The organism is Streptomyces mexicanus (assembly GCF_902506575.1).
Taxonomy (GTDB): Bacteria; Actinomycetota; Actinomycetes; order Streptomycetales; family Streptomycetaceae; genus Streptomyces; species Streptomyces mexicanus.
The window spans coordinates 3907913-3927394 of sequence record NZ_LR732544.1; the positions used below are offsets into that span (position 1 = coordinate 3907913).

Genomic DNA, 19482 nt, shown 5'->3' on the forward strand with positions numbered 1-19482 from the left:
AAATCCCCCGGGGTATCGGTGAGTTGTCCACAGAAGCGCCCACGCGCCTTGTGGATAACGCGACTTGCTGTGGATCAAACCTCCGGAGTGAAAAATTTCTGCATGACTTCTCCTCTCCGCGTCAGTGACAACACCGCGTGTGGCTGACGGGGCACCGTGCCCCGCAGTACCTGCGCTTCGCTTCGGAGCACTGACGGGGGAGCGGGCATGATCGAGCGCATGGACCGCCATCTGCCCACGACCGAGGCCGCCGTGGCCGCCTGCCGCCTCCTCGCCGCGGAGTTCGGGCGTGCGATCGAGGTGTCCCACGCCATCGGTGCCGACCAGACCTCCCGCCGCAGCGCCGCGGGCGTCGGGGTGACCACCGACCCGGACGGCTCGCTCCCGCACGAGGCCTACGTCGAGTTCGGCGGTCTGCCCCGCCTGGCGGTGCGGCTGTATCCCGAGGACGACGCCCTGCTCACCGTGGAGGGCATCGAATGTCCCGACGTACCCCGCGACGACGTCCCGGCCTTCCTGCGCGCCGTCCTCGACGACCGGGCCTACGTCCGGACCCGGCGCTTTCCGCCCGGACACCGCCTCGTCGTCCCCCTGCCCGGCGACCGGACGTACCACGAGCACATCCCGCTGATCGGCCTCACTCCGTGGCTGGCCGCCCGCATACGGTGAGCGTTTCACGTGAAACTGCGCGGCCCCGTACGCTCGAGCCCATGACTCTGCGCCTGAGCACCGTGATCCTTCCGTACCGCCGCTGGCACGAAGGCGGTCGTTCGGCATGGACCCGTGCCGAGCAACTGGGGTTCCACACCGCCTACACCTACGACCACCTCTCCTGGCGCAGCTTCCGGGACGGCCCGTGGTTCGGCGCCGTGCCCACCCTGACCGCCGCCGCGGCCGTGACCGAACGGATCCGCCTGGGCACCCTGGTCACCTCGCCGAACTTCCGGCACCCGGTCACCCTCGCCAAGGAGCTGATCTCGCTCGACGACATCTCCGGCGGCCGGATCACCCTCGGCATCGGCGCGGGCGGCACCGGTTTCGACGCCACCGCGCTCGGCCAGGCCCCGTGGACACCGCGGGAGCGCGCCGATCGCTTCGCCGAGTTCGTCTCCCTGCTGGACCGGCTGCTCACCGAAGACGGCACGGACGGGGTCACCTACGAGGGCTCCTTCTACTCGGCGCACGAGGCGCGCACCATCCCCGGCTGTGTGCAGCGGCCCCGGCTGCCGTTCGCGGTGGCCGCGACCGGTCCGCGCGGGCTGCGGCTCGCCGCACGCCACGGACAGGCATGGGTGACCACGGGCGACCCGAAGCTGTTCGAGGACGGTACGCCGGAGCAGTCCCTCCAGGCCCTGCGCGGCCAGACCGAGAAACTCGCCGAGGCCTGCGCCGCGATCGGACGGGACGTGCGTGACCTCGACAAGATCCTGCTCACCGGCTTCACCCCGGACCGCGGGCGTCCGCTGGAGTCGCTCGACGCGTTCGTCGACTTCGCGGGCCGGCACCGGGAGCTGGGATTCACCGAGATCGTGCTGCACTGGCCGATCCCGGACTCGGACTTCGCGGCGGACCAGAAGGTCTTCGAGCAGATCGCGATGGAGGCACCGGGCCAGCTGGCGTGACCGAGGCAACCCCTCAGATGTGCGCATGCCCGCACGGGCGTGCGGGCATATGCGCGACAATGGCGCGGTGACCTCAGCGACGCGCCAGCCCGAGCCCCCGGCCTCTTCCACGCGTTCGGCCTCGCCCGAGCAGGCCGCAGTCCCCGCCGTTCCACCCCGGCTGATCGCCACCGACCTCGACGGGACGCTGCTGCGCGACGACAAGTCCGTCTCGCCCCGCACGGTGGCCGCGCTCGCCGCGGCCGAGGAGGCGGGCATCGAGGTGTTCTTCGTCACCGGCCGCCCGGCCCGCTGGATGGACGTCGTCAGCGACCACGTGCACGGTCACGGACTGGCGATCTGCGGCAACGGCGCCGCCGTGGTCGACCTGCACGGAGGTCCCGGAGCCCATCGCTTCGTCAAGGTGCGGGAGCTGGCCCGCGAGAACGCGCTGGACGCCGTCCGGCTGATACGCGAAGCGGCACCCGGCACGGTGTACGCGGTCGAGCAGACCTACGGCTTCCACCAGGAGCCGGACTACCCGACCATGCACCGGGAGACTCCGGACACGCTCGCCCCCGCCGAGGAACTGCTCCACCCGGACGGTGCCGCCGCCGGGCAGCCGGTCCTGAAGATCCTCGCCTACCACCCGACACTCGATCCCGACGCCTTCCTCACCCTGGCCCGCCTCGCCGTGGCAGAGCGCGCCACCATCACCCGGTCCAGCCCGAGCGCTCTGCTGGAGATCAGCGGACCGGGTGTCTCCAAGGCCAGCACGCTCGCCCTGTGCTGTGCCGAGCGCGGCATCTCGCACGAGGAGGTCGTCGCCTTCGGGGACATGCCGAACGACGTGGAGATGCTCACCTGGGCCGGCCAGTCCTACGCCATGGGCAACGCCCACCCGGACGCCATCGCCGCGGCCTCCGGCCGGACCGTCGCCAACAACGACGACGGGGTCGCGGTCGTGATCGAGCAGCTGCTGAGCCGACAGCGGTAACGGTCGCTCCTCGGGTCGCCACCGCCCCGAGGACGGACGGGCCTCCAAGACGGCCCCTAGCGTGCCGCGGCCAGCGGCTCCGCGGCCGCCTCCCGCTCGATCATCCGCCGCAGCGGTCCGGGCAGCGCGGCCAGCTCCGCGAAGGGGCCTCGCTGCACCACCCGGCCCTCCTCGAGCACGATCACCTCGTCCACGGCCTCCAGGCCGGCCAGGCGATGGGTGATCAGCACGGTCGTACGGCCCTGCGTGGCGGCCAGCAGATCGGCGGTGAGCGCATCGGCGGTCGGCAGGTCCAGGTGCTCGGCGGGCTCGTCGAGCACCAGCACCGGGAAGTCGGCGAGCAGGGCCCTAGCCAGGGCCAGCCGCTGCCGCTGACCACCGGACAGCCGGGCACCGTACTCGCCGACCAGCGTGTCCAGTCCGTCGGGCAGGGACTCGGCCCACTCCAGCAGCCGGGCCCGCGCCAGCGCCTCGCGCAGCTCGGCCTCGGTCGCGTCCTTCTTCGCCAGCAGCAGGTTCTCCCGCACCGAGCTGTCGAAGAGGTGCGCGTCCTGGGCGCACAACCCGACCAGCCGGCGTACGTCGTCGCCGTCCAGGGCGCGGGCGTCCACCCCGCCGAGGGTGTAGCTGCCCGCGCTCGGGTCGAGGAACCGCAGCAGCAGCTGCGCGAGCGTCGTCTTGCCGGAACCGGACGGGCCCACCACGGCCACCCTGCGGCCCCGGTCCAGGGTGAGGTCGATGCCGCAAAGCGCGTCCCGGTCCTGTCCGGCGTGCCGGGCGGTCAGCCCCTTGAGCGTGAGCGGGAACGGTGTCGCCGGCGCCTGCCGGGGCCGCTCCGGCTCATGGACGGGCTCGGGGGCGTCCAGGACCTCGTGCACCCGCTCGGCGCTGCGGCGCACCCGCTGCCGGTACTGCACGGCGAGAGGCATCCCGAGGACTGCCTCGAAGGCGGCCAGCGGCGTGAGGACGACGACGGCCATCGCGACGCCGCCCAGCCGCCCGTCGGCCACGGCCTGGGCGCCGACGAGGGCCGCCGCGGCGACGGTCAGTCCGGAGACCAGGGCGGTGAGCCCGTCGCCCAGCGCGGTGGCGGTGGCCGCGCGTGAGGCGATCCGGGTGAGGACGCCGTCGGCCCTGCGGGTCTCGGCGGCGCGTGCGGGCAGCGCACCGGCGACGGTCAGTTCCGCGGTTGCCGTGAGCAGGTCGGTGACGCGGGTGGCGAGCGTGCCGCGCGCCGGGGCGAGCCGCCGCTCGGCCCGCCGAGCCACGGCGCCGGTGAGCAGGGGGACACCGGCTCCGGCCACGAGCAGTCCGGCGGCGAGGACCGCCCCGGCCTCCGGCAGCAGCCAGGCCGTGAAGGCGACGGAGGCGGCGGAGACCGTCAGGGCCGTGCCGGCGGGCAGCAGCCAGCGCAGCCAGTAGTCCTGCAGCGCGTCCACGTCGGCGACGAGCCGTGTGAGCAGGTCACCGCGGCGCAGCCGGCGCAGCCCGGCGGGCGCCAGCCGCTCCAGCCGCCGGTAGACCGCGACCCGGGTCTCGGCCAGCATCCGCAGCACCGCGTCGTGCGAGACCAGCCGTTCCGCGTACCGGAACACGGCCCGCCCGATGCCGAAGGCCCGGGTCGCCGTGACCGCCACCATCAGGTACAGCACCGGCGGGTGCTGCGACGCCCGCGAGATGAGCCATCCGGAGGTCGCCATCAGTCCGACGGCGCTCGCGAGGGCGAGGCTGCCGAGCAGCAGGGCCAGCGCGAGCCGGCCCCGGCGGGGTCCGGACAGCGCGCGGACCCGGGCGAGGGCGTCGCCCGCTGCCGGCTTGGGTGCGGGTCCGGCCGACGTGGTGATGAGGGACGCGCTCTCGGCCTCGTCCTGGCGTGCCCGGCCCTCCTCGGGCGCGATCGCGCCGCGCACCCGCGGCTGCGCCTGCCCATCGGCCGGAACGTCCAGCCGCACCACCCGGTCCGCGAGCTCCAGCAGGGCGGGCCGGTGCACGACGAGCAGTACGGTCCTGCCCACGGACAGCCGCCGTACGGCCTGCACGATCTCGGCCTCGGTCGCGCCGTCCAGTGCGGCGGTCGGCTCGTCGAGCAGCAGGACCGGCCGGTCGGCGAGGAAGGCCCGGGCCAGCGCCAGCCGTTGCCGCTGCCCCGCGGACAGCCCGGTGCCGTCCTCGCCGAGCACCGTGTCCATCCCCTCCGGCAGGGCGTCGACGAAGGCCAGGGCGCCCGCGTCGGCCAGGGCCGCGCGGACCGCTGCCTCGTCGGCGTCGGGCCGGGCGAGCCGTACGTTCTCCGCGACGGTCCCGGCGTACAGATGGGGCCGCTGCGGAACCCAGGCGATGCGCGAACGCCACTGCTCCAGGTCAAGGCCGGTGAGATCGGCACCCCCGACGCGGACCCGGCCCTCCGTGGGACGGACGAACCCCAGCAGGACGTGCAGCAGGGTCGACTTGCCCGCGCCGCTCGGCCCGACGAGCGCGACCGTCTCCCCCGCCTCCACCGCGAAGGAGACACCGGACACGGCGTCCGCGGACCGGCCGGGGTAACGCACGGCGACGTTCTCGAAGGCCACGGCCCCGCAGTCCGGCACGGGCCTCGTGCCGGACTGCGGCAGCGGGCTCTCCAGCACGGCGAAGATCTCCTCGGCGGCCGCCAGGCCCTCCGCTGCCGCGTGGTACTGCGCGCCCACCTGCCGCAGCGGCAGATAGGCCTCGGGCGCGAGCACCAGGATGACCAGACCGGTGTACAGGTCCATGTCCCCACTGACCAGGCGCATGCCGATCGTCACGGCCACCAGGGCCACCGACAGGGTGGACAGCAGTTCCAGGGCGAAGGAGGAGAGGAAGGCGATCCGCAGCGTGCGCAGGGTCGCCCGCCGGTACTCGCCGGTGATGCGCCGGATCGACTCCGCCTGCGCCTTGGCCCGGCCGAACACCTTCAGGGTGGGCAGACCCGCGACCACGTCCAGGAAGTGCCCGGAGAGCCGGGACAGCAGCCGCCACTGCCGGTCCATCCGGGACTGGGTGGCCCAGCCGATCAGCATCATGAAGACGGGGATCAGCGGAAGGGTCCCGACGATGATGGCCGCCGAGACCCAGTCCTCGGTGACGATCCGCGCCAGCACCGCCACCGGGACGACCACCGCGAGCCCCAACTGCGGCAGATAGCGAGAGAAGTAGTCGTCCAGGGCGTCCACGCCCCGCGTGGCCAGTGTGACCAGGGAACCGGTCCGCTGCCCGCCCAGCCATCCCGGGCCGAGTGCTGTGGCGTGCTCCAGCAGCCGTCCACGGAGTTCCGACTTCACCGCGGCGCTCGTCCGGTGCGCGGCGAGTTCGGTGAGCCAGGACACCAGCGCGCGACCGCAGGCGACGGCCACCAACAGCAGCAGGGGAGTGCGCAGTTCACCGACCGTCATCCGGTGCTGGAAGGCACCGACGACCGCCTCGGCGATGAGCATGGCCTGGGCGATGACGAGGCCGGCCCCCAGGGCGCCGAGGGCCACAGTGGCGAACAGGAAGAGCCGGGTGGCCCGGGCGTGGCGCAAGAGACGCGGATCGATCGGTTTCACGTGAAACATGCCCTTCGGTCCAGTGGGGTGTGTTTCACGGGAAACACACCCCGATCGGACTCAGTGCGCGGCTTCGGCGATGTGCTGTGTGCCGATCCGCTTGCGGAACACCCAGTAGGTCCACCCCTGGTAGAGCAGGACGATCGGGGTGGCGATCCCCGCACACCAGGTCATGATCTTGAGGGTGTAGGGGCTGGACGAGGCGTTGCTGACCGTCAGGCTCCAGCCCGCGTCCAGCGTGGACGGCATGACGTTCGGGAAGAGCGACAGGAAGAGCATCGCCACGGCGGCCACGATGGTCACACCGGACAGGGCGAACGACCACCCCTCGCGTCCTGCCTGGTTGGCGACCAGCGCGGCGACCAGGGCCACCACCGCCACGACCAGCGCGACCACGCTCCGGCCGTTGCCCGAGTGGGCCTGCGTCCACAGCAGGAACGCCAGCGCCACCACGGCCGTCACGAGTCCCACGCGCAGGGCGAGCCTGCGTGCCCGCTCCCGGATGTCACCGACGGTCTTCAGAGCCGTGAACACCGCACCGTGGAAGGTGAACAGCGTCAGCGTCACCAGACCGCCGAGCAGCGCGTACGGGTTGAGCAGGTCACCGAGGTTGCCGACGTACTCCAGGTGCCGGTCGATCTTCACACCCCGCACGATGTTGCCGAAGGCCACCCCCCACAGGAAGGCGGGGATCAGCGAGCACCAGAAGATCGCGTGCTCCCAGTTGCGCTGCCAGTTCTCCTCCGGCCGCTTGGCCCGGTACTCGAAGGCGACGCCCCGGACGATCAGACAGACCAGGATGAGCAGCAGCGGCAGGTAGAAACCGGAGAACAGCGTGGCGTACCACTCGGGGAAGGCGGCGAAGGTCGCGCCGCCCGCGCTGAGCAGCCACACCTCGTTGCCGTCCCAGACGGGGCCGATGGTGTTGATCAGCACTCGCTTCTCGGTCCGGTTCCGGGCGAGCAGCTTGGTGAGGACGCCGACCCCGAAGTCGAATCCCTCCAGGAAGAAGTAGCCGGTCCACAGGACCGCGATGAGGACGAACCAGACGTCGTGCAGTTCCATGACGGTGCCTCCCTCGGCCTAGTACGAGAAGGCCATCGGCTTGTCGGCGTCACGGGCATCGCCGCCGATCTTCGTGGGCGGGTTGAGGTCGGCCTCGGTCAGTTCGGGCGGGCCGGCCTTGACGTACTTCGCGAGCAGCTTGACCTCGACGACGGCGAGGATGGCGTAGAGCAGCGTGAAGACGGTCATGGAGGTGATGACCTCACCCTGGGAGACGCCGGGGGAGACCGCGTGCCGGGTCTGCAGCACTCCGTAGACGACCCACGGCTGCCGGCCCATCTCGGTGAAGATCCAGCCCCAGGAGTTGGCGATCAGCGGGAAGGCCAGGGTCCACACCGCGATGCGCCAGTACCACTTCGTCCACTGCGGATCGAGGGCCTTGTTCTTGAACAGCACCAGGTGCGGCACCTCGTCCTCACCGACCCTCAGGTGCTGGGGCAGCATGAACTTCTTGCGGGTCAGCCAGAGCCCGGCCAGGCCGATGGCGAAGGACGCCATGCCGAACCCGATCATCCAGCGGAAGCCCCAGAAGGTGACGGGGATGTTGGGCCGGTAGTCGCCGGGTCCGAACTTCTGCTGCTCGGCCTTGTTGACGTCGTTGATACCGGGGACATAGGAGCTGAAGCTGTCGTCGGCCAGGAAGGACAGCAGACCGGGGATCTCGATCGCGACCGAGTTGTGGCCCTTCTCCACGTTGCCGTAGGCGAAGACCGAGAAGGGAGCCGGCTTCTGCCCGTCCCACAGCGCCTCGGCAGCGGCCATCTTCATCGGCTGCTGCTTGAACATCACCTTGCCGAGGGTGTCGCCGCTGATCGCGGTGAGCAGCCCGGCTATGACGACGGTGACCAGGCCGAGCCGCAGCGAGGTCTTCATCGCGCGCACGTGCTTCTTGCGGGCGAGGTGGTAGGCCGCGATGCCGACCATGAAGGCGCCACCGGTCAGGAAGGCGGCGGAGAGCGTGTGGAAGGCCTGGGTGAGGGCGGTGTTCTGGGTCAGCACAGCCCAGAAGTCGGTGAGTTCGGCGCGGCCCTTGGCCTTGTCGATCCGGTAGCCGACGGGGTGCTGCATCCAGGAGTTGGCCGCCAGGATGAAGTACGCCGACAGGATCGTGCCGAGCGACACCATCCAGATGCAGGCCAGATGGATCTTCTTGGGCAGCTTGTCCCAGCCGAAGATCCACAGGCCGATGAACGTGGACTCGAAGAAGAACGCGATCAGGGCCTCGAAGGCGAGCGGTGCGCCGAAGATGTCCCCGACGAAGCGGGAGTAGTCCGACCAGTTCATGCCGAACTGGAACTCCTGCACGATGCCGGTGACCACACCCATGGCGATGTTGATCAGGAAGAGCTTGCCCCAGAACTTGGTGGCTCTTAGGTACTTCTCCTTCTCCGTGCGCACCCAGGCGGTCTGCAGGCCGGCCGTCAGGGCGGCCAGGGAGATCGTCAGGGGAACGAACAGGAAGTGGTAGACGGTCGTGATGCCGAACTGCCAGCGCGCCAGTGTCTCCGGCGCCAAAGCCAGGTTCACGTCGTCACTCTCCTTACGTCGCCGTGGTCACGGCGGCGGTTTGCCCCGATGTGTCCTGCACAACAGGGCAGCAATCGGACTAGCTTGTGAACGCGTTCACATTCACAAGCAATTATGACCTACCGATTTTCGGGGCGGAAGGCGGGGTCCCCCCTGCGCCACCGCGTCAACCCCTTGGCAAGAACTTCAACAGCTTGTTGAATTGCGCGCCATGCAGATACGGATCTCGTGGCCCTCCGGCCACCTCACCGCGACCCTCGAGAACACCCCGACCACCGAGGCCCTCGCCAAGGCGCTGCCCCTGGTCTCCACCGCGCGCACCTGGGGCCAGGAGGTCTACTTCGACACCGGCGTCTCGGTTCCACGTGAAACGGACGCCCGCCAGGTCGTCGAGCCCGGCACGGTCGCCTTCTGGACCGACGGCGACGCACTGGCCCTCCCCTACGGCCCCACACCGATCTCACAAGGTGACGAGTGCCGTCTCGCAAGCCCCTGCAACGTCCTCGGCCGGATCGACGGCGACCCGCGTCGCCTGGCCGCGATCCGCAACGGCGACCCGGTGCGCGTGGAGCGCCTGAACGACTGAGGGCCCGCCCGGCGCACCACGCCGGACAGGCCCTGGAGGATCGAGGGGCTGCTCACATCTCCTTGCGGAACGCCTCCGCCGTCTTCAGGAAGATGTCGTTCGCCTCGGCCTCGCCCACGGTCACCCGTACGCCCTCACCCGGGAACGGACGGATGACCACTCCCGCCCGCTCGCACGCCTCGGCGAAGGCGACCGTGCGCTCCCCCAGCCTCAGCCACACGAAGTTGGCCTGCGTCTCGGGCACCGTCCACCCTTGTGCGCGCAGCGCGTCGACCACGCGCGTGCGCTCGCACACCAGCGAGCCGACCCGGCCCAGCAGCTCGTCCTCGGCGCGCAGCGAGGCGATCGCCGCCTCCTGCGCCAGCTGGCTCACGCCGAACGGCACCGCCGTCTTGCGCAGTGCCGCCGCGACCGGCTCATGGGCGATGGCGAACCCCACCCGCAGGCCGGCCAGGCCGTACGCCTTGGAGAACGTCCGCAGCACGCAGACGTTGGGGCGCTCCCGGTACAGGGTCACGCCGTCGGGTACCTCGGCATCGCGGATGAACTCGCGGTAGGCCTCGTCGAGGACCACCAGCACATCGCTCGGAACCCGGTCGAGGAACCGCTCCAGCTCGGCCCGCCGCACGACCGTGCCGGTGGGGTTGTTGGGGTTGCAGACGAAGATCAGGCGCGTGCGGTCGGTGATCGCGTCCGCCATCGCGTCGAGATCGTGCACGTCCCCCGGCGTCAGCGGCACCTGTACCGAGGCCGCGCCGCTGATCTGGGTGATGATCGGGTAGGCCTCGAAGGACCGCCAGGCGTAGATGACCTCGTCGCCGGGGCCGCTGGTGGCCTGGATGAGCTGCTGGGCGACGCCCACGGAACCGGTGCCGGTCGCCACGTGGGAGGCCGGCACCCCGAAGCGATCGGCCAGCTCGGCGGTCAGGGCGGTGCAGGCCATGTCCGGGTACCGGTTCAGGGAGCAGGCCGCGGCCGTCACCGTCTCCATGACACCCGACAGCGGAGGGTAGGGGTTCTCGTTGGAGGACAGCTTGTATGCCACCGGTCCCTCGGCCGCGGCGGGCTTGCCCGGCTTGTAGGTGGGGATACCCTCCAGCTCGGCGCGCAGCTTCGGGCTCGTCTCGCTCACCGCAGTCCTCCTCGTGACCACACCGGCTCTTCAATACTGCACACCTTATGAGGATTGGGCGCCGCTGCGTATGGGTCGGCAGCCCCCACCACGGCGCGACGGCTCGCCTCACAGGTCACAGAGGCATCACGGGCATCGGCGCCCCAATCCGTACGAACATGGGGGCGCGTCGCACATATATCTATGCGCCGGTGGCTCGCGCCGTGGCGCGCGTCGCTCGTCAAGGTGAGTTGAGACCTCTTCGAGACCTCGGAGGAGCGACAGGCACATGCGGTCCACCGCTTCACAACCTGGCATCAAGTCACCCAACTGGCTTCCTTTTCAAGGGAATTCACCCCTCTCCGCCATGCAGAAACGTGCCTGTCAACGCGTGCATATGCGTCCGCACTACCCCGCCGCATGAGCCCTACTATCGGCTCGCCATGACAGCAGCAGGGAAGCATCAGGTGAGCCGCGCGGAAACCTCACGCCGAGGCAGCCGGCCGGGCCGGGCGGGCATCAGAGACGTGGCCGCCGCCGCCGGAGTCTCCATCACGACCGTCTCCGATGCCCTCAACGGCAAGGGCCGGCTCCCGGACGCCACCCGGCGCCACGTCCGCGAGGTGGCCGACCGGCTGGGATACCGCCCGTCGGCCGCCGCCCGCACCCTCCGTACGGGCAAGTCGGGTCTGATCGGCCTGACCGTGACGACGTACGGGGATGAACCTTTCACCTTCACCGAGTTCGCGTACTTCGCCGAGATGGCCCGCGCCGCCACCTCGGCCGCCCTGGCCCGCGGCTACGCCCTCGTCATCCTCCCCGCGACCTCCCGCCACGACGTGTGGTCGAACGTCGCCCTGGACGGCACGGTCGTCATCGACCCCTCCGACCAGGACCCGGTCGTCAGCGAACTGGTCCGCCAGGGTTTACCGGTGGTCAGCGACGGCCGCCCGGCCGGCACGCTCCCGGTCACCGCCTGGGTCGACAACGACCACGAGGCCGCGGTCCTCGACATCCTCGACCACCTCGCCGAAGCCGGTGCCCGCCGCATCGGGCTGCTCACCGGCACCACGACGGACACGTACACCCATCTGTCGACCACCGCCTACCTGCGCTGGTGCGAGCGCGTCGGCCAGGAGCCGGTGTACGAGGCCTACCCCGCCCATGACCCGTGCGCGGGCGCCGTCGCCGCCGACCGGCTGCTGGCCCGGCCCGACCGGCCGGACGCCGTCTACGGACTGTTCGACCCCAATGGCACGGACCTGCTCGCCGCCGCGCGCCGCTACGGCCTGCGCGTCCCCGACGACCTGCTGCTGGTGTGCTGCAGCGAGTCCACGGTGTACGCCAGCACCGAGCCGCCCATCACCACGCTGTCGCTGAAGCCGCGCCGCATCGGCACGGCGGTGGTCCAGCTCCTCATCGACGCGATCGAGGGCGTCGAATCCGACCGCCCGGTCGAGCAGGTCATACCGACCGAGCTGATCGTGCGCACCTCGTCCCAGCGGCGCCCGCCCCGCACCACCGTCAGCCCGCCACGCGCACCGGAGGAACAGTAGGACGGTCCGGGCGCCGGACCGCCGAAGACTGCCCAAACGGGGCGAAAGCCGCAGTGAACCTGAGTCCTGCCCCGATTCACCACCCCTGGGTCATCACATGGCGCGATCGGCATTCCTATGATGGGCGCACGACACCGCGGGCCGCTGCGACCAGGCAGTCCGAAGCGGTGCAGATGCGGCGCGATGGTGGAGGGGTCGATGACTCAGGGGGCCGGTCAGGGACCCGAGGTGGAGCGGACGGCGACGTTGCGCGACTTCCGGGTGCCCGCGTACGTGAACGAGGCCGGTCCGTACGCCCCCGGCGCGCACTCCGCCGATACCGCCCCGCCCGCCGACGAGGGCTACCCGGCACCCGGTGCCGGCTACTCGGACGCGTACACGCCCACCGAGCGCGACCTGCCCGTCATCCATCCCGGTGACCCGCTCCAGACGGGCCTGGACCCGACCGCCGCCGCGGCCCCGCAGACGGCCACCGGCCCCGGCCCGCTGTACGTCGTCGGCGATGTGCACGGCTATCTGGACGAGCTGGTCGCCGCCCTGCAGGAACAGGGACTGATCGACGCCGCGGGCCAGTGGTGCGCGGGCACGGCGCGGCTGTGGTTCCTCGGCGACTTCACCGACCGCGGCCCGGACGGGGTCGGCGTCATCGACCTGGTGATGCGCCTGTCCGCCGAGGCCGCCGCGGCCGGCGGCTACTGCAAGGCGCTCATGGGCAACCACGAACTGCTGCTGCTGGGCGCCAAGCGGTTCGGTGACACGCCCGTCAACTCCGGCGCGGGCACCGCCACCTTCCAGGCGGCCTGGCTGCTCAACGGCGGCCAGAAGGCCGACATGGACCGCCTGCAGGACCACCACCTGCAATGGATGGCCCGCCTGGACGCGGTCGAGGAGGTCGACGGCTATCTGCTCGTGCACTCCGACACCACCGCCTATCTCGACTACGGCTCTTCCATCGAAGAGGTCAACGACACCGTCCGCGAGACACTCACCCGCAACGACGCGGACGAGGTCTGGGACCTGTTCCGCAAGTTCACCAAGCGCTTCTCCTTCCGCGACGAGGGCGGCGCCGACGCCGTACGCTCCCTGCTCGATACGTACGGCGGCACCCGGATCGTTCACGGCCACAGCCCGATCCCCTATCTGCTGGGCGAGGTCGGCTCCGAGGACGGCGACGAGTCCGCCGGCCCGGTCGTGGAGGGACCGCACGTCTACGCCGACGGCCTGGCCATCGCCATGGACGGCGGTGTGACCATGGCCGGAAAGCTGCTGGTCCGCCAACTGCCGCTGGAAGGCTGACGCTTCACCCGTCATATGCCGAGTGTCGGCATCCGCCCAGCTCGGCATGCAATTTGTGAAAACCCCCTGTCACCGCGCGCGGTCGCGGCTCTACCATCGGCTTATCCGTAGCAGGCTCCCCTCCGTTTCTGCCCGACGGCTCGCCGGCATGCGAGCCCCAAGCCCTACGGAGCATCGGGGGATGCACATGAACAGCGTTCCGCAGCACCTGCTGAGCGAGGACCGCCAGGAATACGAGCGGATCCTCGATGAGGCGCTGCGCTCCGCCCCACACCGCCCGGAACTGGCCGCCACCGGCCGACGCCTCACCACCGAGCAACTGCGCACCATGGCGCTCAACGCCACCGCTCTGATCACGGCGGCCGCGGCCACCGAGTACCACCATTACGTCAAGGTCCGCCAGGAACTGCGCCGTCCGGCACCGTCCACCACCCCGTCCGTCCCCGCGTCCGGGTCCGCCGGGCCCGACGGGACGTCCCCCACGCTCGGCACCACCGTGGGGCAGGTCGCCGAGGCGGCCGGTGCGGGCGCGGGCGCCGTCGTCGCCGTGCTCGCCCCTGTCCTCGCGGGGGTCGCCGCGGCGCTGTTCCTGCTGCTCGGGTACCTCCTGAAGATGCTCGACACGGACGCTGCCTTCGGTCAGACCATGGTCACCGCCGGCTGGGTGTTCGGCGCGGTGGCCGCGGCGGCGATCCTCGTCGCCGCCATCGGGCTGCTGGTCACCGCCCTGCGCAACCGTCCCTCGTCGGATTCCGGTCCGTACGGCGCACTCGACGAGGAGGTGGCCGAGGCCCGGGACGCCTGGCGCACGGCACTGCTCGAACGGGGCATCCTCCCGTTTCTGCGTGACGCGCTCACCGAACCCGGCTCCACGGCGGCACGCCGCACGGATCCGGACACCGAGCGCGGCCGCATGCCCCACCTCGGCTACGGCCGGCCCGGGTTCAGCAGTCCGGACGACGGGGCTCCCAGCTCCCGGCCGAGCTTTTCCAGCCCTGACTTCACCAGCCCGGACTTCGGAGGGCCCGAGCACCGGCCCGAGTGACCGGCCCGTGGCCGCGCCGCCCGATCTTCCGTGACGGGCGGGGCGCCGCGGTGCCGGCTGGTCCAGGAGCAACCCTGTGGCACTCCCGGACCAGCACGGCCACCACCGGAGTCAGTCCGCGATCGGCAGATACACCCGGTTGCCGGCGGCCGCGAACTCCTTCGACTTCTGTGCCATTCCCTCCTCGATCTCGGCCTGCGTGGTGCCGTGTTCACGGCGGATGTCCTGCGAGATCTTCATCGAGCAGAACTTCGGGCCGCACATCGAGCAGAAGTGGGCCGTCTTGGCGGGTTCCGCCGGGAGGGTCTCGTCGTGGAACTCCCGTGCCGTGTCCGGGTCGAGGGCGAGGTTGAACTGGTCCTCCCACCGGAACTCGAAGCGGGCGTCGGACAACGCGTCGTCCCACTCCTGCGCGCCCGGGTGCCCCTTGGCGAGGTCCGCGGCATGGGCGGCGATCTTGTAGGTGATCACGCCTGTCTTGACGTCGTCCCGGTTGGGCAGGCCCAGGTGCTCCTTCGGGGTGACGTAGCAGAGCATGGCCGTGCCCCACCAGGCGATCATCGCGGCACCGATGCCGGACGTGATGTGGTCGTACGCCGGAGCGATGTCCGTGGTCAGCGGGCCGAGCGTATAGAACGGGGCTTCATCGCAGATCTCCTGCTGAAGGTCGATGTTCTCCTTGATCTTGTGCATCGGGACGTGTCCCGGGCCCTCGATCATGGTCTGTACGTTGAAACGCCTGGCGATCCGGCCGAGTTCCCCGAGCGTGCGCAGCTCAGCGAACTGCGCCTCGTCGTTGGCGTCCGCGATGGAGCCGGGCCGAAGACCGTCCCCGAGCGAGTACGTCACGTCGTAGGCGGCGAGGATCTCGCACAACTCCTCGAAGTGCTCGTACAGGAACGATTCCTTGTGGTGCGCCAGGCACCAGGCCGCCATGATCGAGCCGCCGCGCGAGACGATGCCCGTCTTGCGGTTGGCGGTCAGCGGCACGTACGCCAGGCGCACGCCGGCGTGGACCGTCATGTAGTCCACGCCCTGCTCGGCCTGCTCGATGACGGTGTCCTTGTAGATCTCCCAGGTCAGCTCCTCGGCCTTGCCGTCGACCTTCTCCAGCGCCTGGTAGAGCGGCACCGTGCCGATGGGGACCGGGGAGTTGCGCAGCACCCACTCGCGCGTGGTGTGGATGTTGCGGCCCGTGGACAGATCCATCACCGTGTCGGCGCCCCAGCGGGTCGCCCAGGTCATCTTCTCGACCTCCTCCTCGATGGAGGAGGTGACCGCGGAGTTGCCGATGTTGGCATTGACCTTCACCAGGAACCGCTTGCCGATGATCATCGGCTCGATCTCCGGGTGGTTGACGTTGGCCGGCAGCACGGCCCGGCCTGCCGCGATCTCCTCACGGACGACCTCGGGAGACACGTTCTCCCGGAGCGCCACGAACTCCATCTCCGGGGTGATCTCGCCACGGCGCGCATACGCCAGCTGCGTCACCGCCTGACCGTCCCGGCCCCGCCGCGGCTGCCGCGGTCGGCCCGGGAACACCGCGTCGAGGTTGCGCAGGCCCCCGCGCGGCGAGGTGTGCTTGATGCCGTCGTCCTCGGGCCGGGCGGGACGACCGGCGTACTCCTCGGTGTCGCCGCGAGCGATGATCCAGTTCTCCCGCAGCGGTGCGAGACCCCTGCGGACATCGGTGTCGACGAGCGGATCGGTGTACGGGCCCGATGTGTCGTACAGCGTGACCGACCTGCCGTTGGTCAGGTGCACCTGACGGACCGGCACGCGCAGGTCGGGGCGTGAGCCCTCGACGTACGCCTTGTGCCAGCCGATGGACTTCCCCGCCTCCCCGGGGGCAGCGGTGTGCGCCCCGTCGCTGGCCATCTGTGTGGAGGCAGGCGTGCTTACGTCCTTGTTGGTCATGAGACCTACTCCCTACGCCGGCATTACCCGGTAACAGGTTCAGCGGTCGACGCAGCGGTTTCCGTCTGTCGATGTCTGCTGTGGAACACCGCTGTTCCACGTGAAACATCGCGAAAACGGAGGTCAGCGCCCTCTCAGCCCGGTGCTCCGAGCTCCCGCGTGTGCAAAGGTGCCTCCACGCTAGCGTCATGTGTGGCGCGCTGAACAGTGGGCCTCCCCGGTTCTTGCAATGATCGGGCGGTGACGACCACCCAGCAGTTCCCGCATCCGCCTCCTGACCCACGGCGTGGCCCGGGTTCCGGCCATCGCGTGCATCCGGCCGGAGATCCCCGGGTCACAGGGGACTCGGTACCGGACCGGCCCGGCCATGCCGGTGGGGTTCCCTCACACGACCCCGGTCGTGGCCCAGGCCATGGGCACGGGCACAGCCACAGCCACGGCCCCGCGGCGCCCGTCTCCCAGCACCTGCGCAAGGTCATCGCCGCGATCCTCATCCCGTTCGCCGCCGCGGTGGTGGCCGGGCTCGTCGTGCTCTGGCCCGGTGGCGCGCCCGCGCACCAGCGCACCGGCGTGGGCTTCGACCGGCAGACACAGCAGGCCACGGTCACCACGGTGGTGGCGGTGAGCTGTTCAGCGGTGAACGCGTCCGGGGGCATGTCGGCCGAGGGCAACCCCACCGGGGAGAGTTCGTCCGCCGAAGCGGCCCCTGGCCGGGCTGAGGCAGCCGGCACCTGCAAGAAGGCCACCATCCGGGTGGACACCGGCAAGGACAAGGGCCGTACGTTCACCGAGATCGTGCAGCCGGACCAGTCACGGCAGTTGCACCGCGGTGAGAAGGTGGTGGTCGCCTACGAGCCCTCCGCGCCACGGGAGCTGCAGTACTCGGTGACGGACGTCAACCGGCGCCTTCCGGTGGGCTTGCTGGCCGGTGCCTTCGCTCTCGCGGTAGTGGTCGTCGGGCGGATGCGCGGCGTGATGGCGCTGATCGCGTTGGCCATCAGCTTTCTGGTGCTGAGCCTGTTCATCCTGCCGGCGATTCTGCAGGGCTCGAATCCGCTGGTCGTGGCGGTGGTCGGGTCGAGCGCCATCATGCTGCTCGCGCTGTACCTGTGCCACGGTCTGTCCGCCCGTACCTCCGTGGCGGTGCTGGGCACGTTGGTCTCCCTGGTGCTCACCGGCGCTCTGGGCTCGCTGTTCATCGGCTGGGCCGCGCTGACCGGCAACACCGACGACAACACCGGCCTCATCCATGGCCTGTATCCGTCGATCGACATGAGCGGTCTGCTGCTCGCCGGGATCATCATCGGATCGCTCGGCGTGCTGGACGACGTGACGGTGACACAGACCTCGGCCGTCTGGGAGCTGCACGAGGCCAATCCATCGATGGGCTGGCGCGGGCTGTATCGCGCAGGGATCCGCATCGGGCGCGACCACATCGCGTCGGTCGTCAACACTCTGGTCCTGGCGTACGCGGGTGCCGCGCTGCCCCTGTTGCTGCTGTTCTCCATCGCACGCAGCAGCATCGGGACCGTCGCCAACAGCGAACTCGTCGCGGAGGAAATCGTCCGTACTCTGGTCGGCTCGATCGGCCTGGTCGCCTCCGTGCCCGTCACCACCGCGCTGGCGGCACTCGTGGTCGCGGCCGACCGGCCGGGGCGTACGTCGGGGCAGATGCCGGACCACTCCCGGGCGGGTGTGCCGGCTCCGGCACGCGGGGGAAGGGGCAGGCGGCGCAAGCGGTGACCGCGCGCCCGGGAGGTGCCCGAGCGGTGCTGTCGCACGGGCGCACGCGGTGAAGCGTTACGCCTCCGCGCACTCCGATGCGGAAACGCTTCAGCCCGCGCTCTGTTCCTCCGCCAGGATGCGGTCCAAGGCCTCGTCGAGGTGGGCGTCGAAGTCGGCCAGTGCTCCTTCCTGGCCCAGCGGCACCAGCTTGTCCGTGCGGTCGAGGAACGCCACGAGGGGCGCGGTGGAAGAACGGAAGAGCGCCCGGTCGTTTCCTACCTGAAGCCGGATCAGCACCTCGCTCAGGGAGTCTCCGTCCGCCGGCGAGATCCGCACATCACCGTCTCCGCACGGCGTACCCACCCCGTCGATCAGCAGCTCACGTCCGAAGGCCCACGTCACCGGAGCGTCACCGGGCAAGTGGAAGGTCAGCCGCACGGCGTAGGGATCACAGGTCTCGTACCGCAGTTCCACCGGAATACGGAAGGAGAGCTCCTCGGACACGAGAAAGCTCATCATGACCTCTGCCTGTACGGACTCGCGCATCGCTACCCCGTCATCTGCCGTCGACTGGCCGGGAATCATCCCCGTGACACTGGTGGCATCTTGCTGAACGTATATGGCAGATCACAAGGAGTGATTTTTCAGATACTGATAGCGAGGGCCAGGGAGCCCACACGCCGTCCCATCTCGCGCTGCAGTTGCCGGGCGGCGGGCAGCAGTCGTTCGGACTGATGTACAGGGAGTGACAACGCGATGGTCGCCGCCGCGTCCCCGACGGTCAGGGGCACGGCCGCGCAGATCGTTCCCAGCACATACTCCTGCCGTTCCGTTACAGGCTGCATCCGTTCGATGCGTTCCAAACGTCGGAGCAGGGTGTGATCGTCACGGACCGTGTACGGAGTGAGGGACTGCACCGGGTAGCGGTCGACATGGTCGCGACGGGCGGCCTCGTCCAGCTGGGACAGCAGGCACTGGCCGATCGCGTGCGCATGTCCGGTCTCCCGGAAATCGGCCCACTCATGGACCGCCGGGTTGCTCGGGGTCTCGGACACGCACAGGATCTCGATCTCGCCGTCCCGGTACCGCGCGTAATAGATCGGTACACCGATCAGATCACGCCATTGTGCGAGTGTGTCGACGATCGTGCTGCGACGTTTCTGCGCCGCTCCGCTGCTGACGAGACGTTCGGCCGCGTCCCCGAGGAAGAACAGCCCCCGGTCGCGCTGGAGGTAGCCCTCGTGCACCAGGGTGCGCAACAGGTGGTAGGCGGTGGGAAGCGCGAGGCCGGTTTCCCTGGCGAGCTGTTTGGCGGGGGCTCCGTGCTGGTGACCGGCGACGGTCTCCAGCAGGCGCATCGCGCGCTGCACGGACCCGATCAGTGTCGGGGGCGCCGGCGCGGGCTGTGGCTGGGACGGTCTGCCGCCGGGCCGCTCCACCGAGCCGCCGGAGCGGGGCTGTGCGGGCAGTGCCGTGGAGTGGGGCGGCAC

Annotated in this window: 15 protein-coding genes; 8 read left to right on the plus strand and 7 right to left on the minus strand. The window is 70.3% G+C overall.

Annotated elements, in window-relative coordinates; genetic code table 11:
- The first annotated feature begins 207 nt into the window (after window positions 1-207).
- From GV126_RS17475 to GV126_RS17485, 3 genes are read left to right on the plus strand one after another with little or no spacing between them, the layout of a single operon-like run.
- Window positions 208-669: a hypothetical protein gene (locus tag GV126_RS17475; RefSeq protein WP_159667628.1), complete on the plus strand. Its 462-nt coding sequence runs from the start codon at window positions 208-210 to the stop codon at window positions 667-669.
- 41 nt (window positions 670-710) lie between these two features.
- Window positions 711-1622 carry an LLM class flavin-dependent oxidoreductase gene (locus GV126_RS17480; RefSeq protein WP_159667631.1) on the plus strand — a complete coding sequence of 304 codons (912 nt, stop codon included), beginning with the start codon at window positions 711-713 and terminating at the stop codon, window positions 1620-1622.
- 49 nt (window positions 1623-1671) lie between these two features.
- Window positions 1672-2598 (plus strand): HAD-IIB family hydrolase, encoded by a 927-nt coding sequence (locus GV126_RS17485; RefSeq protein ID WP_185947367.1) that lies wholly within the window; start codon window positions 1672-1674, stop codon window positions 2596-2598.
- A 56-nt stretch (window positions 2599-2654) separates the two neighbouring features.
- Here the strand turns inward: GV126_RS17485 and cydD are convergent, their stop codons facing one another.
- The 3 genes from cydD to GV126_RS17500 are packed head-to-tail and all read right to left on the minus strand — an operon-like array spanning window position 2655 to window position 8756.
- Window positions 2655-6173, minus strand: coding sequence for a thiol reductant ABC exporter subunit CydD (gene cydD / locus GV126_RS17490; RefSeq protein WP_202035567.1), 3519 nt, complete (start codon window positions 6171-6173; stop codon window positions 2655-2657).
- A 51-nt stretch (window positions 6174-6224) separates the two neighbouring features.
- On the minus strand, window positions 6225-7229 hold the full coding sequence (gene cydB, locus GV126_RS17495; RefSeq protein WP_159667637.1) for a cytochrome d ubiquinol oxidase subunit II: 1005 nt from the start codon (window positions 7227-7229) through the stop codon (window positions 6225-6227).
- Window positions 7230-7247: 18 nt separating this feature from the next.
- Entirely contained in the window at window positions 7248-8756 is a 1509-nt protein-coding gene (locus GV126_RS17500; protein ID WP_159667640.1) for a cytochrome ubiquinol oxidase subunit I, read from the minus strand.
- Between the two features lie 211 nt (window positions 8757-8967).
- Between GV126_RS17500 and GV126_RS17505 the strand changes: the two genes are divergently transcribed.
- Window positions 8968-9342, plus strand: coding sequence for a cyclophilin-like fold protein (locus GV126_RS17505; RefSeq protein ID WP_159667643.1), 375 nt, complete (start codon window positions 8968-8970; stop codon window positions 9340-9342).
- A gap of 52 nt (window positions 9343-9394) precedes the next feature.
- Here GV126_RS17505 and hisC read toward each other — a convergent pair whose 3' ends face one another.
- Window positions 9395-10474: a histidinol-phosphate transaminase gene (hisC, locus tag GV126_RS17510; protein ID WP_159667646.1), complete on the minus strand. Its 1080-nt coding sequence runs from the start codon at window positions 10472-10474 to the stop codon at window positions 9395-9397.
- A gap of 422 nt (window positions 10475-10896) precedes the next feature.
- Here hisC and GV126_RS17515 point away from each other — a divergent pair, with 422 nt between their 5' ends.
- From GV126_RS17515 to GV126_RS17525, 3 genes are all read left to right on the plus strand, one after another.
- A complete protein-coding gene (locus tag GV126_RS17515) occupies window positions 10897-12009 on the plus strand; it encodes a LacI family DNA-binding transcriptional regulator (protein WP_159667649.1) in 1113 nt (370 codons plus the stop codon).
- 198 nt (window positions 12010-12207) lie between these two features.
- Complete coding sequence (locus GV126_RS17520) at window positions 12208-13305, plus strand: metallophosphoesterase family protein (protein WP_185947325.1); 1098 nt, start codon at window positions 12208-12210, stop codon at window positions 13303-13305.
- 181 nt (window positions 13306-13486) lie between these two features.
- The gene (locus GV126_RS17525; RefSeq protein WP_159667655.1) at window positions 13487-14350 is read left to right on the plus strand and encodes a hypothetical protein; all 864 of its coding nucleotides are present in this window, start codon (window positions 13487-13489) and stop codon (window positions 14348-14350) included.
- Window positions 14351-14461: 111 nt separating this feature from the next.
- Here the strand turns inward: GV126_RS17525 and thiC are convergent, their stop codons facing one another.
- A complete protein-coding gene (gene thiC / locus GV126_RS17530; RefSeq protein WP_159667658.1) occupies window positions 14462-16267 on the minus strand; it encodes a phosphomethylpyrimidine synthase ThiC in 1806 nt (601 codons plus the stop codon).
- Window positions 16268-16507: 240 nt separating this feature from the next.
- On the opposite strand from thiC, the gene GV126_RS17535 reads away from it, so the two are divergent.
- Complete coding sequence (locus tag GV126_RS17535) at window positions 16508-18010, plus strand: YibE/F family protein (RefSeq protein WP_159667661.1); 1503 nt, start codon at window positions 16508-16510, stop codon at window positions 18008-18010.
- A gap of 90 nt (window positions 18011-18100) precedes the next feature.
- Here GV126_RS17535 and GV126_RS17540 read toward each other — a convergent pair whose 3' ends face one another.
- Together GV126_RS17540 and GV126_RS17545 are read right to left on the minus strand one after the other, a co-directional pair.
- A complete protein-coding gene (locus GV126_RS17540; protein WP_159673849.1) occupies window positions 18101-18538 on the minus strand; it encodes an SsgA family sporulation/cell division regulator in 438 nt (145 codons plus the stop codon).
- A gap of 98 nt (window positions 18539-18636) precedes the next feature.
- Complete coding sequence (locus tag GV126_RS17545; RefSeq protein WP_268977495.1) at window positions 18637-19431, minus strand: IclR family transcriptional regulator; 795 nt, start codon at window positions 19429-19431, stop codon at window positions 18637-18639.
- Window positions 19432-19482: the final 51 nt, after the last annotated feature.

Bases quoted from the DNA above. Each gene is read 5' to 3' on its own strand.
- GV126_RS17485 (WP_185947367.1), top strand. From the start codon at position 1,672: ATGCGCGACAATGGCGCGGTGACCTCAGCGACGCGCCAGCCCGAGCCC.
- GV126_RS17540 (WP_159673849.1), bottom strand. From the start codon at position 18,538: ATGCGCGAGTCCGTACAGGCAGAGGTCATGATGAGCTTTCTCGTGTCC.
- GV126_RS17475 (WP_159667628.1), top strand. From the start codon at position 208: ATGATCGAGCGCATGGACCGCCATCTGCCCACGACCGAGGCCGCCGTG.
- cydB (WP_159667637.1), bottom strand. From the start codon at position 7,229: ATGGAACTGCACGACGTCTGGTTCGTCCTCATCGCGGTCCTGTGGACC.
- cydD (WP_202035567.1), bottom strand. From the start codon at position 6,173: ATGTTTCACGTGAAACCGATCGATCCGCGTCTCTTGCGCCACGCCCGG.
- GV126_RS17480 (WP_159667631.1), top strand. From the start codon at position 711: ATGACTCTGCGCCTGAGCACCGTGATCCTTCCGTACCGCCGCTGGCAC.
- thiC (WP_159667658.1), bottom strand. From the start codon at position 16,267: ATGACCAACAAGGACGTAAGCACGCCTGCCTCCACACAGATGGCCAGC.
- GV126_RS17525 (WP_159667655.1), top strand. From the start codon at position 13,487: ATGCACATGAACAGCGTTCCGCAGCACCTGCTGAGCGAGGACCGCCAG.
- GV126_RS17505 (WP_159667643.1), top strand. From the start codon at position 8,968: ATGCAGATACGGATCTCGTGGCCCTCCGGCCACCTCACCGCGACCCTC.
- GV126_RS17515 (WP_159667649.1), top strand. From the start codon at position 10,897: ATGACAGCAGCAGGGAAGCATCAGGTGAGCCGCGCGGAAACCTCACGC.
- GV126_RS17520 (WP_185947325.1), top strand. From the start codon at position 12,208: ATGACTCAGGGGGCCGGTCAGGGACCCGAGGTGGAGCGGACGGCGACG.